The sequence below is a fragment of the Prosthecobacter sp. genome (genome assembly GCF_044222565.1).
Taxonomy (GTDB): domain Bacteria; phylum Verrucomicrobiota; class Verrucomicrobiia; order Verrucomicrobiales; family Verrucomicrobiaceae; genus Prosthecobacter.
Genome location: NZ_JBGANA010000012.1, coordinates 93,213 through 106,907 on the forward strand (window position 1 = coordinate 93,213; position 13,695 = coordinate 106,907).

Sequence of the window (13,695 nt, forward strand, 5' to 3'; positions counted from 1 at the left end):
CCTCGTACAGTGAACCGTCCGCGTCTTATGGCAAAGGTGACTCTCGGCCTGGTGCAAAGCCGGGCATTTTCAAGCAAGGAAGAAAGCGTGCAGCAGCATGAACGTCTCATTCGTGATGCCGCAGCCCGTGGCGCGCAGATCATCTGCCTCCAGGAGCTCTTCAACACCCCCTACTTCTGCATCACGCAGGACACCGAACTCTTCAATCTTGCCGAGACCGTTCCCGGCCCCACCACCGAAAAGCTCGCCCCCCTCGCCAAAGAACTCGGCGTCGTCATCATCGTCCCTCTGTTCGAAAAACGCGGCCCTGGCCTCTACCACAACACCGCCGCCGTCATCGATGCCGACGGCGCTGTGCTCGGCAAGTACCGCAAGATGCACATCCCGCAGGATCCCGGCTTCGAGGAGAAGTTCTATTTTACCCCCGGAGACCTCGGTTACCGCGTCTGGGACACCAAATTCGGCCGCATCGGCGTCCTCATCTGCTGGGACCAGTGGTACCCCGAAGCAGCCCGCCTCACCGCCCTCATGGGTGCGGAGATCCTCTTCTACCCCACCGCCATCGGCTGGCTCCCCAGTGAAAAAGCTGCCCTCGGCGCCGCCCAGCACTGCGCCTGGGAGACCGTCCAGCGCGGCCATGCCGTCGCCAACGGCTGCTACCTCGCCGCGGTCAACCGCGTCGGCACCGAGCAGCAGAGCGAATTCTGGGGCCAGAGTTTTGTCGCAAATCCCTATGGAGAAATCGTTGCAAAGGCCTCCGTGAGCGATGAAGAGATTTTGATCGTGCCGTGTGACCTTTCTGCGGTGGAAGATTTCCGCCGTATCTGGCCTTTTTTCCGTGATCGCCGCATTGACACCTACGCTCCCCTGACCAAACGCTACATCGATGAGTAACGCCTATCCCCAAAACTACCGTCTGCCTGCCGAATTTGAGCCGCAGGAGGCGATCTGGCTTTCTTGGCCTTCCAACAAGGAAAGCTGCCCCAAGACCTACCACAAGCTCCAGGACAAGTTCGGCGAGATCGCCAGCGTCATCTCCCGCTACGAGCGCGTGCGCATCAATGCCCCGATGCTCAGCCACATGAACATCCGCCTCAGCATCGCCGACAACGAAGGCGATCTCTCCCAGGTGGACATCTACGAGAACAACACCAACGACGTCTGGTGCCGTGACCACGGCCCCATCTTCATCAAGCACAACGAGACCGGCAAAGTCGCCATCACCGACTGGGAATTCAATGCCTGGGGCGGCAAGTTCCCACCATGGGATCTCGACAACGCCATCCCTGAGAAAGCCGCTGCCGCTCTCAAGATGGAGCGTTTCACCTCCAAGATGATCCTCGAAGGCGGAGCTATCGAAACCAACGGCAAAGGCACCCTCCTCACCACCGAGGCCGTCCTCCTCAATCCTAACCGCCACGGCGGCAAACCCGGCAACAAGGCCGAAGTCGAAAAAGAACTCAAAGCCATGCTCGGTGTCAAAGACATCGTCTGGTTCAAGAAGGGCATCGAAGGCGACGACACCGACGGTCACATCGACGACGTCGTGCGCTTCATCCGTGAAGACGCCGTTATCTGCATGGTCGAGCCCCGCGACTCCGACCCGAACCACAAGGTCCTCAAGGAAATCCGCGAGAAACTGGACGACGTCCGCGCTCCTGACGGCGGCAAGCTTGAGATCATCGAGATCGAAATGCCCCAGGCCATCGAAATGAAGGACTGGCGCCTCAGCCGTCTCCCTGCCAGCTACGCGAACTTCCTGATCATGAACAACGCCGTGCTCGTCCCCCTCTTCGGTCACAAGAAGAAGGACGCCGCCGCCGAAGACAAGATCTCCGAATGCTTCCCCGGCCGCGAAATCATCTCCATGATGGCCAAGGATCTCGTCACCGAAGGTGGCGCTTTCCACTGCATCGCCATGCATCAGCCGAAGTAAGGCCAGGCCACTTCGCAAAAGCTCACCCAAACACGCCCGCCCGCGCCCTTGCGTTGGTCGGGCGTGTTTGGCGTACTTCGCGTCTCTTCCTCCGCTGTCCGGGCCATGGGACAAGATTTTCAGAGTCGATACGATCTAGCCTGCATTTCTCACATCACTAGGAATCTGCGCACAGCGTGTTGCACGCTTGGGTGTAGCTCGGTGTTCCGATACCGAGTCGGCACCTTCGCGGAATTGGCATTCCGCTTCACTTCGCCGTCCTTCAACGTTGGGAATGTGAGAAGGGCAGGCTAGCGAGGACAACGCGAATCTCCCTCTCCCCGCCCCTGAAAAACAACACATCATCAAATGCTCTTCGGGTAACCCATCGGCTTCGCAACCATCAGCTCTCCCAGAGCTCTGTACCAGTTCTCAAAGCGAGGCGCGCTCTCACCGCCCCCCCTCCTCCGTCGCCTGAACCACTAAACAAGATTGTCAGATAGCGGGTCAAACGCCATCGCCTTTCTCCCTCGGCTTCGGGCGGCCCATGACCTTGACTATTCATCATCCCAAAAAACTCCCTCTGAATTTCCACAATTAATAGGCAGATCTGCAAATAAACCTCCGTGCCTTTCTAAAGACTTACTTGGAGGACCATCGCCGTCGGGTACCTTCGTGGCTTCTATGATGGCTCTACGAAATAAAGATGTCTCAACTTTCTGCCGCCTCGCTGCGGCTTTGCTGGTGTCATTGCTCATCTCAGCCTGCGCACTTCCAGACGACGCCTTTAGAAATTACTCCGCAGCCACCCGGGTAAACCGCTGGAATAACGTCTTGGACGCCATCGGTGGCAGCAGTGTCAAGCGGGCCGAAAGCGCGGGCCACGGCCCCCTTTACAACGGCGCGGCATCCATGGGCGTGCCCCGGCATGAGGGCTCCATCAATGACATCGCCCGCCTCTTCGCCGGCATGGACTCCTCCCACAGCCAGACCCCGGCGGTGGCCGCTCACAAACTCCGCATGGACACTCTCTGGGCCACCCATGTGAACGCCTACCGCAATCCCCTGCAGTCCTGGGCCGGCGCCGAGATTGGCGATATCAAAAACGCCAACGCCATGTTCTACCCCTTCAGCGGGCCGGATTTTCTCTTCGCCAGCGCCCTTTTCCCCTCCGCCGAGACCTACATCCTCGCTGGTCTGGAACCCGCCGAGCCTCTCCCGCGCCTCAGCGATCTCTCCCAGTCCGAAATCGACTCCGGCCTCACCGGCCTGCACAACGCCTGCTCCAGCATCATGCATAGCGGCTACTTCATCACCACGGAGATGCGCAGCAATCTCCAGGCCACTCGCTTCCGCGGCGTCCTGCCCCTCCTCATGGCCTTCATGGCCCGCACCGGCCACACAGTCGAATCCGTCGATACCGTACGCCTGGACGGCGCAGGCAATGTCACCCTTTCCGGCTCCTCGGGAAACACCGGCCTCATGATCCGCTGCCGCAGCGGTTTCGGCGCTTCGAAGCGCGTCTTCTACTTCCGCCAGGACCTGTCAAACAGCGGCGTGAGTTCCGGCGGTCCCTTCCTGACCTTCGTTTCCCGCCTCGGCCGCGTTCCCGCCTTCCTCAAAAGCGCCTCCTACCTCATGCACGAAAGCGGCTTCTCCAACATCCGCGACTACCTCCTCCGCCACAGCAGCGCCATCGTCCAGGACCCCTCCGGCATCCCTTACCGCGATTTCGGCCGCTACGGCTGGAATCTCTGGCTCTATGGCAACTACCGCAGCACCCTCAGCCTCTTCCCCGGCTGCCAGCAGCCGGATCTAGTGGATGCCTATGCCTCCGGCCGTTACCCCGTCAAACCCCTCAACTTTGGCATCGGCTACCTCCTCAACCCCGCCACCACCTGCCTCATGGTGGGCCGCCCCACCCGTTGAAGAGCGGAACCCCAGACTTTCAGTTGACGCCTTCCAGTCCTCGGCTAGTATCGCGCCCCCAATTTTTTCCCCCAGAACTCATCATGGCTACCATCTGTCAAATCACCGGCGTCGGCGTCACCCGCGGCCACCACATCCATCGCAGCGGTAAAGCCAAGAAAGAAGGCGGTATCGGTCGTCACATCACCAAGCGTGTGAAGCGCGTGATCCTCCCGAACCTCCGCTCCAAGCGCATCTTCGTCCCAGAACTGAACAAGTTCGTCGAAGTCAAGCTCAGCGCCCGCGCTCTCAAGACCCTCGACAAGAACGGCGCCTACGCCACCCTGAAGAAGGCCGGCCTGATCTAATCAGCCCTCTTTCCGCTCATCCATTCCCAAAGGCGGATCTGCACCCAGATCCGCCTTTTTTTCGTACTCCCGCAGAGCTCTGGATAGTAGCCATCTCGCTCCGCGAGATGAGCCCAGCCCTCCCGCTCACTCCATCGACGCCAAAACACCCAGCGCCATTTGGAGTGAGGTCGCGCAGTGACCGTTTTCAGCAGGCCGGTCGTCTCCCCAAGCGCCGCAGGTTCCTCCAAAGCAGCCATCACAGCCGCTCCACGAGCATTCAATGATGATGCGCTGGCAGGGAGGTATGCCCTGGAATTCCCACGCCCGGCACCACGCCCGCGCTCGTGCTCGACTGTCCGAGCGGACCAAAGATTACCGGCATGTTGTTGTTCACATTCGTGTATCCCAGCGTCGGACTCCAGTTCACGCCCGGAAATCCATAAAAATTCAGCCCATGCCCCTGCGGCACATACACCCCGCCGCTGCCCGCACCGATCGAGGAAACCGTCGGACTCCACCCACGCTGTTGGAATCCCCCGTAGCCATGATGTCCTTGGAAGTGGCCCGAGCCATAAAAGCCATTCCCGATCTGCCCCAGGCCCAGCACCGGAGCCAGGCTCCGCATATAACCTCCGTTCGCCTGCTGCACATAAACCACCGGCTGCTGCGCCGCATACTTCGCCTGCGCCGCGGCCATCGCTTCCGCCATCTTCGCATCGCGCGCGCGTCGCGCCTGCTCCGCTTCCTTGCGTGACTCCAGCCGCGCCTTTTCATAATCATCCTCTTTCCGGGCATCATAGCCTAATGCGTTGCGCATCGGCTCGGACATCTCGGAAAACAGCACCTTCGCCGTCCCGCGGCTGTGGGTAAAGGACACACCATCGGGATCACGTTTGATGATTTTGCACTGCAGATACTTTTTCCCGTGCGCTGTTTCGATCGTGGTGGGCTCATAGGCCTTCGCTGCAACAACGAACCCCAATTGAATGACGACAATCAGAAGTGAGAGCGTTTTCATAATTGCTGAGTCTATCGCTCTATAACGTCAATAATACCAGCACTTATTGCTTCGCATGACCGAAGCATCCGACTCAATGGTGGTGATGGCCAAACCCGCCAAAACCCCCAAATCCTCCCAGGCCGACCCCCACATGGATGCCATGGCCCACATTCCATGAGCCATAGACCGCAGGCCCGTAGCTTCCCCCGTAGTACGGGTAGCTGCCATATGAGTAGCCTCCGCCATAGTACGGGTACCCCCCGTAGGAATAGCCGCCGTAATAAGGGTAGCCGTAGCTGATCCCCGTCGAGTACCCGCCGTATCCGGCTCCGTAATACCCCATGGGGTAGCCAAAGCGCGCATAGCTTCCGCTGTTATATCCCCGCCCGCTCACCGCCGGACCTGTGATCGGCGTTCCCACCCATGACGGCGTCTGGTAGGCCACCGTCGTCGTTGGCTTCTCACCCGGCTGCGTCAGTGCAATCGGGGCCGGCGCATTGTCGATCCGGCTCGCCGCAGCCAGGTAGCTCGCCTCGGACATCTGCGCCTGCATCATCTGCTCCTGCATCACGATCTCCTGCTGCTTCTTGCGCTCCAGCTCCGCCTGGCGTGCAGCCGCCTTTTCCTTCTGGTATTGCGACTCCACCTTTGAGTCATAGTGAAACTGCCCCCGCAGTTCCGCCGGCAGTTCCTTGAATGCTATCTTCGCGGCCCCATCCCGGTGCGCAAAGGTCACTCCGTCCGGATACACATGCAGCAGCTGGCACTGGTAAAACGTCTTCCCGGCTCGCGTGACGATCGTGCCGTAATTCTTCGTCCCGGCGCTGGCCGGTAACACGCTGAGCAGCAGGGCGGCGAAAAGAACAGGTCGTTTCATGAGGTGCCTCCAATAGGAATGATAAAAGCTCTGACAACGAAAGCGCGCCTCCGTTGCATCGCAGAAAGGTCCACACCTCAAAACGTTGCACCCGTCACTTTTATTCAAAAGCACAGCCGTCGCTTCGCCCCGAGCTACACCATCGGGCAGCTCAGCCAGAACGTCGTCGTGTTGTTCTCAGAAGCCACGCCCAGATGAATGTTCATCTGATGGCTCAGCATCGCCGCGATCGTCAGCCCCAGCCCCAGATGATTGCTGTTCTTGGAACCATGGAAAGGACGAAAAACCTCCTGGATTTTCTCCGGAGCGATCTGCGATCCCGTGTTGCTCACCAGAATGTCCACCCGGCGCTGTTCCGCCGGCGTGATCGTGCCCGGCCCGCAAATCTTCAGCGCGCAGCGCCCGCCGCCCTTCGAGGCAGCCTCAGCCGCGTTTTTCAGCAGCTCCGTCAGGATGTCCTTAAACTTCGTCGGATCCACCAGGATCGGCGGCAGCCCTGCCTGCACATCCGCCTCCAGCGGCACGCCTTCCTTTTGAAACGGCTCCATCACCGCGCCCTCGATCACCGGCAGGTACTCGTTCAGCCCCAGCGACTGCGGCGTGATCTTCGCACAGCCACCGGCCGAGCGGATGCGCTCGCTCAGGTTCGTCACTCCCACCGATGCCTCACGGATGTGCTGCATGTTTTCGCTCACGCCCGGGTCCAGATCATCCGTCATCAAAATCAGGCTGCTGAAGCCCTGGATCACCGCCAGCAGGTTGTTCAGCTTGTGCGTCAGTCCGCGCAGCAGTTCCTGGTGAAAGCCTTCGCTGTGTTCTTGGCCGAGATTCAGGGACGTGGGAAAATAAAACTGCATGGCGAAAAAAAGGGGGGCTAGGACAGGCCGGAGTAATGCAGTCGGCCAGCGGCGGTGTAAATGCGAATTTGGCGACTTCTTCTGCGCTCCATGACTAAAAACTGGCATCCGCCGGGCCATCTCGCCACTATCCCACCGCATGGCTCTCCTCGAAGTTCGACATCTCACCAAACGCTGGCCCACCGGTCGCCTCGCTCTGGACGACGTCGGCTTCTCCGTGCGCGAAGGGGAAATCCTCGGACTCCTCGGCCACAACGGCGCTGGCAAGAGCACGATCATGGGCATCACCCTCGGCATGGTGAAGCCGGACTCCGGCGAGGTCCGCATCGGCGGCCGCAGCGTGCAGACCAATCGCGGCGAGGCCCTCCAGCAGATCGGCGCCATCTACGAGGCCGCCGTGTTTTACGACTACCTCAGCGGCTGGCAGAATCTCCGCGTCCTCTGCTCCCTTTCCGGCTGGTGGGATGAAGCCGAGGTGAAGCGCGTCGTGCAGATGGTCAATCTCAACCGCGCCATCCAGCAGAAAACCTCCACCTACAGCCACGGCATGCGCCAGCGTCTCGCCCTCGCCCAGGCTCTTCTCCCTCAGCCCAAGATCCTCTTCCTCGACGAACCCACAGACGGCCTCGATCCCGAAGGCATCCGCGAATTCCGCGAGCTCATCCTTCACCTCCGCAAGCAGCACGGCCTCACCATCATGCTCAATTCCCATCTCCTCGGCGAGGTCGAGCAGATGTGTGATCGCTGCGTCATCCTCAAAGACGGCAAAAAAGTCTTCGAAGGCCCTGTGCCCTCGCAGGAAAAATCCCGCCGCATGTTTCAGCTGGAAACCAGTGACATCGGCCTCGCTCGAGAGGTGATGGAGCGCTGCGGTGCCACTATGGACAAGCACGGCATCGTCGAAGTCCCGCTCAGCATGGAGCCTTACGAGCTCGTCGCCGCACTCGTCAACGGCCGGGTCCAGGTGAACTCCTGGCAGCCCCACCGCCGCTCCCTCGAAGAATTCTACATGGGCCTCTCATCCAGATCATGATCCTCTTCTTCCAACAATGGCATGGCGAACTCCTGAAGCTGTTCGCACGCCGGCGCACCTACATCGGCTTTGGCGCATTCATCGCCCTGGAGATTCTTCTCCTCCTGCTCATCAAAAGATTCGGAATGGGCCCTATTCAGAAGGCCATCGTCGGTTCGGGGGAGAGCTTCGAGTACTACTTTTCTGCGCTCACCGTCGCCAGCACCATCATGGGCTTTTCCATCTTCCTGCTCGGTGCGCTGTTTCTCAGCCTCGTCGCCGGAGACATCGTCGCAAAGGAAGGGGAGGACGGCCACATGCGCCTCCTCCTGGCACGCCCCGTCAGCCGTTTCCGCCTCCTGCTTCTCAAGTATCTCACCTGCAGTGGCTACGCATTCTTTCTCGTGCAGTTCTTTGCCTGGACCTCTTTTCTCCTCGGCCTCGTCCTGCGCGGCTGGGGCGGCGGTTATTTTGCCATCGTGCCGGAAGTTTCCGTCGTCGCCTTTTACGACTGGGGCGCTGGCCTGCAGCGCTACGCCCTCAGCTCCCTTTATCTCGGGGTCAGCATGACGGCCATCAGCAGCATCGCCTTTTTTCTCTCCTGCTTCCGCATCAAGCCCGCTGCCGCCACCATCGGTGCACTCACCTACATCCTCGTGGACTTCATCATACGAACCAGTGGCTTTATGGAAAGCTATCAGCACTTCCTCATCACCAAGCACATGTCCGCCTGGGGACGCGTCCTTGCTGAAACCATCGACTGGCCTCTCGTATGCCGCGGTTACGCTGTCATCTTCGCAGTAAACATCACACTCTTCACCCTTGGCTACGCCGTATTTGAATCCAGGGACTTAAAATCATGAACGTCATCAACAACATCCGCCAGCTTCGCTCGTGGAGCACCATCAACAAAGGAGCACGCTGCGTCTTTGTTCCCACCATGGGCGCTTTGCACGATGGCCACGCCGCACTCATCAGGACCGCGCGCGAGATCGCGGGCCAGAATGGCAATGTCGCCGTCAGCATCTTCGTCAATCCTCTCCAGTTCGGACCCAACGAAGACCTCGCCAAATATCCCCGCACCCTCATCGAAGACCTCGGCCTCTGCCGCGACAACGGCGCGGACATGATCTTCGCGCCCAAAGCCGAAGACCTCTACCCCACAGATCGCAGCATTGTCCTTCAGGAGACCAGCCTCTCACAGCGCCTCTGCGGTGCCAGCCGTCCAGGTCACTTCGACGGCGTCTGCACCATCGTCGCCAAGCTCTTCAATCTCGTGCAGTGCGACGACGCCGTGTTCGGCAAAAAAGACTACCAGCAGTTCGCCATCATCCGCCGCCTTGTTCGCGATCTCGACTTCAATGTCGTGCTGCACGGCGTCGAAACCGTCCGCGAAGCCGACGGCCTCGCCATGAGCAGCCGCAATCGCTATCTCAGCCCCGAAGAACGCGCCCAGGCCCCCGCACTTCGCACCGCCCTCCTCGCCGCACGCGATGCCTGGAAAAACGGCGAGCGCGATCCCGCAGCTCTCGAGCGCCTCATCACCCAGACCATTCAAGACAAGGCCCCGTCCAGCCGCATCGACTACGTCTCCGCCGCAGACGCCACCACCCTTCAGCCCGTCACCGCCACCACCGAGCTTGTCGTCATCGCCGTCGCCGTTTTCTTCGGCAGCACCCGCCTCATCGACAACATCGAGCTGAAGTAGTGCGGGCAGCCCTGCCTGTAAAATCGTCCCGTCATCATCATGTCCGAACTCCTTTCCAGCCACGCCACCGAAGGTTACGACCACGAAGTCGTCCGTCGTGTCTGGACCCTCGCCCAGGTCATCCCTGGCAACGATCCCGAAGTCTGGCGCAAAGACGAATTCGGCGCCTGGATCCACCGCGCCGACTATCGCAACCGCCACTCCGACTACGGCTGGGAAATCGCGGACTACGGCTACAGCCGCCGCAGCATGGGCCTCGCCTCTCTCCGCCCCATGCAGTGGCAGAACTACCTCGACTTCATGGTCGCCGCCCGCAACCAGGCCGTCATCACCGCCGACGGCCTCCGCAACACCCGCCGCCTCCTCTAAGCCAGTACAGCGCCCTGGGAGCGCGGCACTCCGATGCCGCTCTGGAAACGCCTCTTGAACACCACAAGCAGTCGGAGTCGCCATTGGGGATGTGGGATGAGTGTGGCAACAGCCCGCCCGTCTCCGAGCATGCGGCAAATATCCCTCGCTCCCGTAGTGCCAATGAACGCTCTATCCGCCGCCTTCCCCGGCTCAGTCACCGCCCACCCAGCGTGAAGTGGACCGCACTCTCCGAGTGCGGTCCGGATCCGCATGGAGCGCGGGTCTCCGAACCCGCAGCGCTACGCTTCATCCCCCCACCAGCCGAGCCCCATCAAGGCCGAAAGTCCGCCCTCCCCGCCTCGTTCATACACCAGCATGTTTCGTCTCGCCCTCATCGCCCTGCTTACCACAGCAGCAGCCCCAGCCACTTCCCAAGGCGCCCCCACTGACTTCTCCAAGGACGTCTATCCCGTCCTTCAGCGCGCCTGCTTCGAATGCCACGGCCCCGAGCACCACAAAGCCGATCTCCGCCTCGACACCGCCTCGCCCCAGCACCTCAAAATCGGCACCGATCTCCTCCGCCGCGTCGCCCTTCCCAAGGAAGACAAAGACGCCATGCCCAAGCGCGGCGACCGCCTCACCCCCGCCGAAATATCCCACCTCCGCGACTGGATCACCGCCGGTGCCAAGTGGCCCGACAAACTCGAAACCCTCAAACACTGGAGCTACATCCCCCCCCAGCGCCCCGCCTTGCCACCCGTCAAAAACCAAGCATGGCCCAAAAACGAAATCGACCGCTTCATCCTCGCCAAACTCGAAGCCAATCAACTCACTCCTTCGCCTCCCGCTTCTCCAGAAATTCTCATCCGCCGCCTCAGCCTTGACCTTACCGGTCTCCCCCCCGCTCCCTCGGAGGTCGAAGCATTCTCGAAAGCCTATATCCAGGATCCAGCATCCAGCATCGAGCATCTAGCAGATCGCCTCCTCGCCTCCAAAGAATTCGGCGTCCGCTGGGCCCGTCCCTGGCTCGATCTCGCCCGCTACGCCGACTCCCATGGCTTCCAGCGCGATGACCTCCGCGAAGTCTGGGCCTGGCGCGACTGGGTGGTGAATGCGCTCAATGCCAACATGCCCTTCGATCAGTTCACCCTCGAACAAATCGCCGGCGATCTCCTGCCCAACGCCACGCCAGAACAAATCATCGCCACCGGCTTTCATCGCTGCACCCCCACCAACGTCGAAGCCGGCACCGAGCCCGAGGAAAGCCGCATCAATCAGGTCATCGACCGCGTCAACACCACCGGCGCCGTCTGGCTCGGCACCACCCTTGAGTGCTCCCAGTGCCACAATCACAAATACGACCCCTTCAGCCAGCGCGACTACTACTCACTCCTCGCCTACTACAACAACACCGAGAAAGAAGCCGAGCGCACCAATCCCACCACCCCCGGCTCCATCCAGTTCAAAGGCTCCCCTTTTAAAATCAGCGACCCCGCTGGCGATGCCAAACGCGCGCAACTCGCCGCGCAAATGAAGACCCTGGATGCCCAGATCGCAGCACATCAAAAACAGCTCGCCACAGTCAATGGCAGGAGCAGCACCACTCCCGCCGCCAGCAAAGCCGCCACCTCAGAGGCCGTCAAACCCCTCAAGCCCACCGCCTTCATCACCGAGAGCGATGCCGAGTCCGAACTCCAGCCCGACGGCAGCGTGCTCCTCACCGGCCCCGCGCCCGACAAAGACACTTATACCTTCGAGACCGAACTCGCCGCCGGAGAACTCAGCGGCCTCATGCTCGAAACCCTCACCCACGCCTCCATCCCCGGAGACGGTCCGGGCAGGGGAGGGGCCAATCGCCCCAACTTCGTCCTCCACTCCTTCGACTGCACCCTCACCTCTCCCGATGGTAAAACCCAGCCACTCACATTCAAGGCCGCTTACGCCGACTACTCGCAGGGAAATTACAACGTCACCAGTTTGATCACCAAGACTGGCAAAGCAGGTTGGGCCATCGGCCAGCGCTTCCATGAGCCTCACTGGGCCGCCTTTGAGCTCAAGCAGCCCATGGCCATCACCCCCGGCGCCAAGCTCAGCATCCGCATGGCGCAAAACTTCGGCAACGGCCTCGTCATCGGCTGCCTTCGCATCTCCAGCATCTCCGGCAATGTCGCCGCCTGTCTGCCCGAAATCGAAGAACCCTCTCCTGCGCCGCCGGTCGCCGCCAAAGGCCGCAAAGGCAAAGCCGCTCCTCCCGCTCCGGTCTCCAAAGACCCCGAACTCGCCAGGCTTGAAAAGCAGAAAGCCGCGTTGCAAAAACAAATCACCGCCGCAGCCACACCCACCACCGAGATCATGCGCGAGCTCCCCCAGCCCCGCATGAGCGCCATCTTCAAACGCGGCGTTTACACCGATCCCGCCGATCCCGTCACCCCTGCGGTCCCCGCCATTTTCAACACTCCGCTCAAAGGTCCGCCCAACCGCATCACCCTCGCCAGGTGGCTCGTCAGTCGCGAAAATCCTCTCGTCGCTCGCGTCACCGTGAACCGCTGGTGGGCCGAGCTCTTCGGCTCCGGCATCGTCACCACCCTCGAAGACTTCGGCATCAAAGGCGCCCCGCCCACTCACCCCGAACTCCTCGACTGGCTCGCCACCGAATTCGCCGATTCCCACTGGGACATGAAACACCTCCTCAAGAAGATCGTCACGAGCGCCACTTACCAGCAGAGCAGTTCCATTTATGATTTACGATTTACGATTTACGATTTGCCGAACCAATCAACGCCTTCTTCGAAGACCCCGCCTCCGTCTCCGGAAATCATAAATCATAAATCAAAAATCATAAATTCCCCCTCTCTAAACCCCGCCATCTCTCTCGATCCCCAAAACACTCTTCTCTGGCATTTCCCTCGCTTCCGCCTCGATGCCGAAGCCATCCGCGACAACGCCCTCGCCATCGCCGGCCTCCTCAATCTCAAGCAAGGCGGCACCCCCATTCGCCCACCTCAACCCGACGGCCTCTGGCAGAAAGTCGGCGGCCAGCAGTACAACTACGTCGTCAGCCCCGGCGCCGAGCAATACCGCCGCGGCCTCTACGTCGTCCTCAAGCGCGGCTCACCCTATCCCAGCTTCATGAATTTCGACGCCAGCGCCCGCATGGCCTGCGTCGTGCGCCGCTCCCGCAGCAACACCCCGCTGCAGGCCCTCACCCTCCTCAACGATCCCGTTTACGTCACCGCCACCCAGGCCTTCGCCAAACGCATCGTCACCGAATCCCCCAGCACCGACCTCGACTCCCGCCTCCAGCACGCCTTCCGCCTCGCCTTGGCCAGAGCACCACAACCGCAGGAACTCGCCGTCCTCAAAACCCTCTGGGAAACCCAGTTTGAATCCGCTCAGTCAGACTCCAAGGCTACGAAAGAACTTACCTCCGGCCTCGAACTCCCCAACAATCTCCCCCCTGCCGAATTCGCCGCTTGGTACGCCGTCGCCAGCGCCATCCTCAATCTCGACGAGTGCATCACCAAAGGCTGATGCCGCGAGCGAAGCTTGCCCTTCAAATCTTCCCCAGTCCTCCGTCTTGTCCCCCGTAGCTCCTAGATCGAAGGAGGAAGTTTCAGCGAAGGGCGGAAAGCGAAGAATGGGACCCTCCGACGCCGGGAGCGCGGCACTCCGATGCCGCTCTGGTCGTGCAACCCCAAGCCCCTTCAACACCTTCAC

The 13,695-nt window shown here is 60.8% G+C and carries 12 protein-coding genes; 9 read left to right on the top strand and 3 right to left on the bottom strand.

The genetic code is table 11. The features are described 5' to 3' along the window. Positions 1-27 precede the first annotated feature (27 nt). From ACILSR_RS18290 to rpmB, 4 genes are all read left to right on the top strand, one after another. Positions 28-894: a carbon-nitrogen hydrolase gene (locus ACILSR_RS18290; RefSeq protein WP_395751239.1), complete on the top strand. Its 867-nt coding sequence runs from the start codon at positions 28-30 to the stop codon at positions 892-894. Further along, positions 887-1,936, top strand: coding sequence for an agmatine/peptidylarginine deiminase (locus ACILSR_RS18295; RefSeq protein WP_395751240.1), 1,050 nt, complete (start codon positions 887-889; stop codon positions 1,934-1,936). The genes ACILSR_RS18290 and ACILSR_RS18295 overlap by 8 nt, the downstream gene beginning before the upstream one ends. A 663-nt stretch (positions 1,937-2,599) precedes the next feature. Further along, a complete protein-coding gene (locus tag ACILSR_RS18300; protein WP_395751241.1) occupies positions 2,600-3,844 on the top strand; it encodes a hypothetical protein in 1,245 nt (414 codons plus the stop codon). Positions 3,845-3,927: 83 nt separating this feature from the next. Beyond that, positions 3,928-4,191 (top strand): 50S ribosomal protein L28, encoded by a 264-nt coding sequence (gene rpmB, locus ACILSR_RS18305; protein ID WP_395751242.1) that lies wholly within the window; start codon positions 3,928-3,930, stop codon positions 4,189-4,191. Positions 4,192-4,450: 259 nt separating this feature from the next. On the opposite strand, the gene ACILSR_RS18310 is transcribed toward rpmB, so the two are convergent. From ACILSR_RS18310 to ACILSR_RS18320, 3 genes are all read right to left on the bottom strand, one after another. Next, complete coding sequence (locus ACILSR_RS18310; RefSeq protein ID WP_395751243.1) at positions 4,451-5,191, bottom strand: hypothetical protein; 741 nt, start codon at positions 5,189-5,191, stop codon at positions 4,451-4,453. Between the two features lie 73 nt (positions 5,192-5,264). Further along, positions 5,265-6,050, bottom strand: coding sequence for a hypothetical protein (locus ACILSR_RS18315; protein WP_395751244.1), 786 nt, complete (start codon positions 6,048-6,050; stop codon positions 5,265-5,267). 134 nt (positions 6,051-6,184) lie between these two features. Continuing rightward, on the bottom strand, positions 6,185-6,907 hold the full coding sequence (locus ACILSR_RS18320; protein ID WP_395751245.1) for a sensor histidine kinase: 723 nt from the start codon (positions 6,905-6,907) through the stop codon (positions 6,185-6,187). A gap of 139 nt (positions 6,908-7,046) precedes the next feature. Here ACILSR_RS18320 and ACILSR_RS18325 point away from each other — a divergent pair, with 139 nt between their 5' ends. The 5 genes from ACILSR_RS18325 to ACILSR_RS18345 all read left to right on the top strand — a co-directional run bounded on the left by ACILSR_RS18325 (position 7,047) and on the right by ACILSR_RS18345 (position 13,509). After that, positions 7,047-7,940 (top strand): ABC transporter ATP-binding protein, encoded by an 894-nt coding sequence (locus ACILSR_RS18325; protein WP_395751246.1) that lies wholly within the window; start codon positions 7,047-7,049, stop codon positions 7,938-7,940. Further along, entirely contained in the window at positions 7,937-8,782 is an 846-nt protein-coding gene (locus tag ACILSR_RS18330; protein ID WP_395751247.1) for an ABC transporter permease, read from the top strand. The genes ACILSR_RS18325 and ACILSR_RS18330 overlap by 4 nt, the downstream gene beginning before the upstream one ends. Continuing rightward, positions 8,779-9,627 carry a pantoate--beta-alanine ligase gene (panC, locus tag ACILSR_RS18335; protein WP_395751248.1) on the top strand — a complete coding sequence of 283 codons (849 nt, stop codon included), beginning with the start codon at positions 8,779-8,781 and terminating at the stop codon, positions 9,625-9,627. The genes ACILSR_RS18330 and panC overlap by 4 nt, the downstream gene beginning before the upstream one ends. Positions 9,628-9,666: 39 nt before the next feature. Next, on the top strand, positions 9,667-9,996 hold the full coding sequence (locus ACILSR_RS18340) for a hypothetical protein (RefSeq protein WP_395751249.1): 330 nt from the start codon (positions 9,667-9,669) through the stop codon (positions 9,994-9,996). A 357-nt stretch (positions 9,997-10,353) separates the two neighbouring features. Continuing rightward, on the top strand, positions 10,354-13,509 hold the full coding sequence (locus ACILSR_RS18345) for a DUF1553 domain-containing protein (protein ID WP_395751250.1): 3,156 nt from the start codon (positions 10,354-10,356) through the stop codon (positions 13,507-13,509). The last annotated feature ends 186 nt before the right edge of the window (positions 13,510-13,695 follow it).

Excerpts from the sequence above, each read along its gene's own strand:
- ACILSR_RS18315 (WP_395751244.1), bottom strand. The coding sequence starts at position 6,050 with ATGAAACGACCTGTTCTTTTCGCCGCCCTGCTGCTCAGCGTGTTACCG.
- ACILSR_RS18295 (WP_395751240.1), top strand. The coding sequence starts at position 887 with ATGAGTAACGCCTATCCCCAAAACTACCGTCTGCCTGCCGAATTTGAG.
- ACILSR_RS18290 (WP_395751239.1), top strand. The coding sequence starts at position 28 with ATGGCAAAGGTGACTCTCGGCCTGGTGCAAAGCCGGGCATTTTCAAGC.
- ACILSR_RS18325 (WP_395751246.1), top strand. The coding sequence starts at position 7,047 with ATGGCTCTCCTCGAAGTTCGACATCTCACCAAACGCTGGCCCACCGGT.
- ACILSR_RS18310 (WP_395751243.1), bottom strand. The coding sequence starts at position 5,191 with ATGAAAACGCTCTCACTTCTGATTGTCGTCATTCAATTGGGGTTCGTT.
- ACILSR_RS18300 (WP_395751241.1), top strand. The coding sequence starts at position 2,600 with ATGATGGCTCTACGAAATAAAGATGTCTCAACTTTCTGCCGCCTCGCT.
- ACILSR_RS18340 (WP_395751249.1), top strand. The coding sequence starts at position 9,667 with ATGTCCGAACTCCTTTCCAGCCACGCCACCGAAGGTTACGACCACGAA.
- panC (WP_395751248.1), top strand. The coding sequence starts at position 8,779 with ATGAACGTCATCAACAACATCCGCCAGCTTCGCTCGTGGAGCACCATC.
- rpmB (WP_395751242.1), top strand. The coding sequence starts at position 3,928 with ATGGCTACCATCTGTCAAATCACCGGCGTCGGCGTCACCCGCGGCCAC.
- ACILSR_RS18345 (WP_395751250.1), top strand. The coding sequence starts at position 10,354 with ATGTTTCGTCTCGCCCTCATCGCCCTGCTTACCACAGCAGCAGCCCCA.
- ACILSR_RS18330 (WP_395751247.1), top strand. The coding sequence starts at position 7,937 with ATGATCCTCTTCTTCCAACAATGGCATGGCGAACTCCTGAAGCTGTTC.
- ACILSR_RS18320 (WP_395751245.1), bottom strand. The coding sequence starts at position 6,907 with ATGCAGTTTTATTTTCCCACGTCCCTGAATCTCGGCCAAGAACACAGC.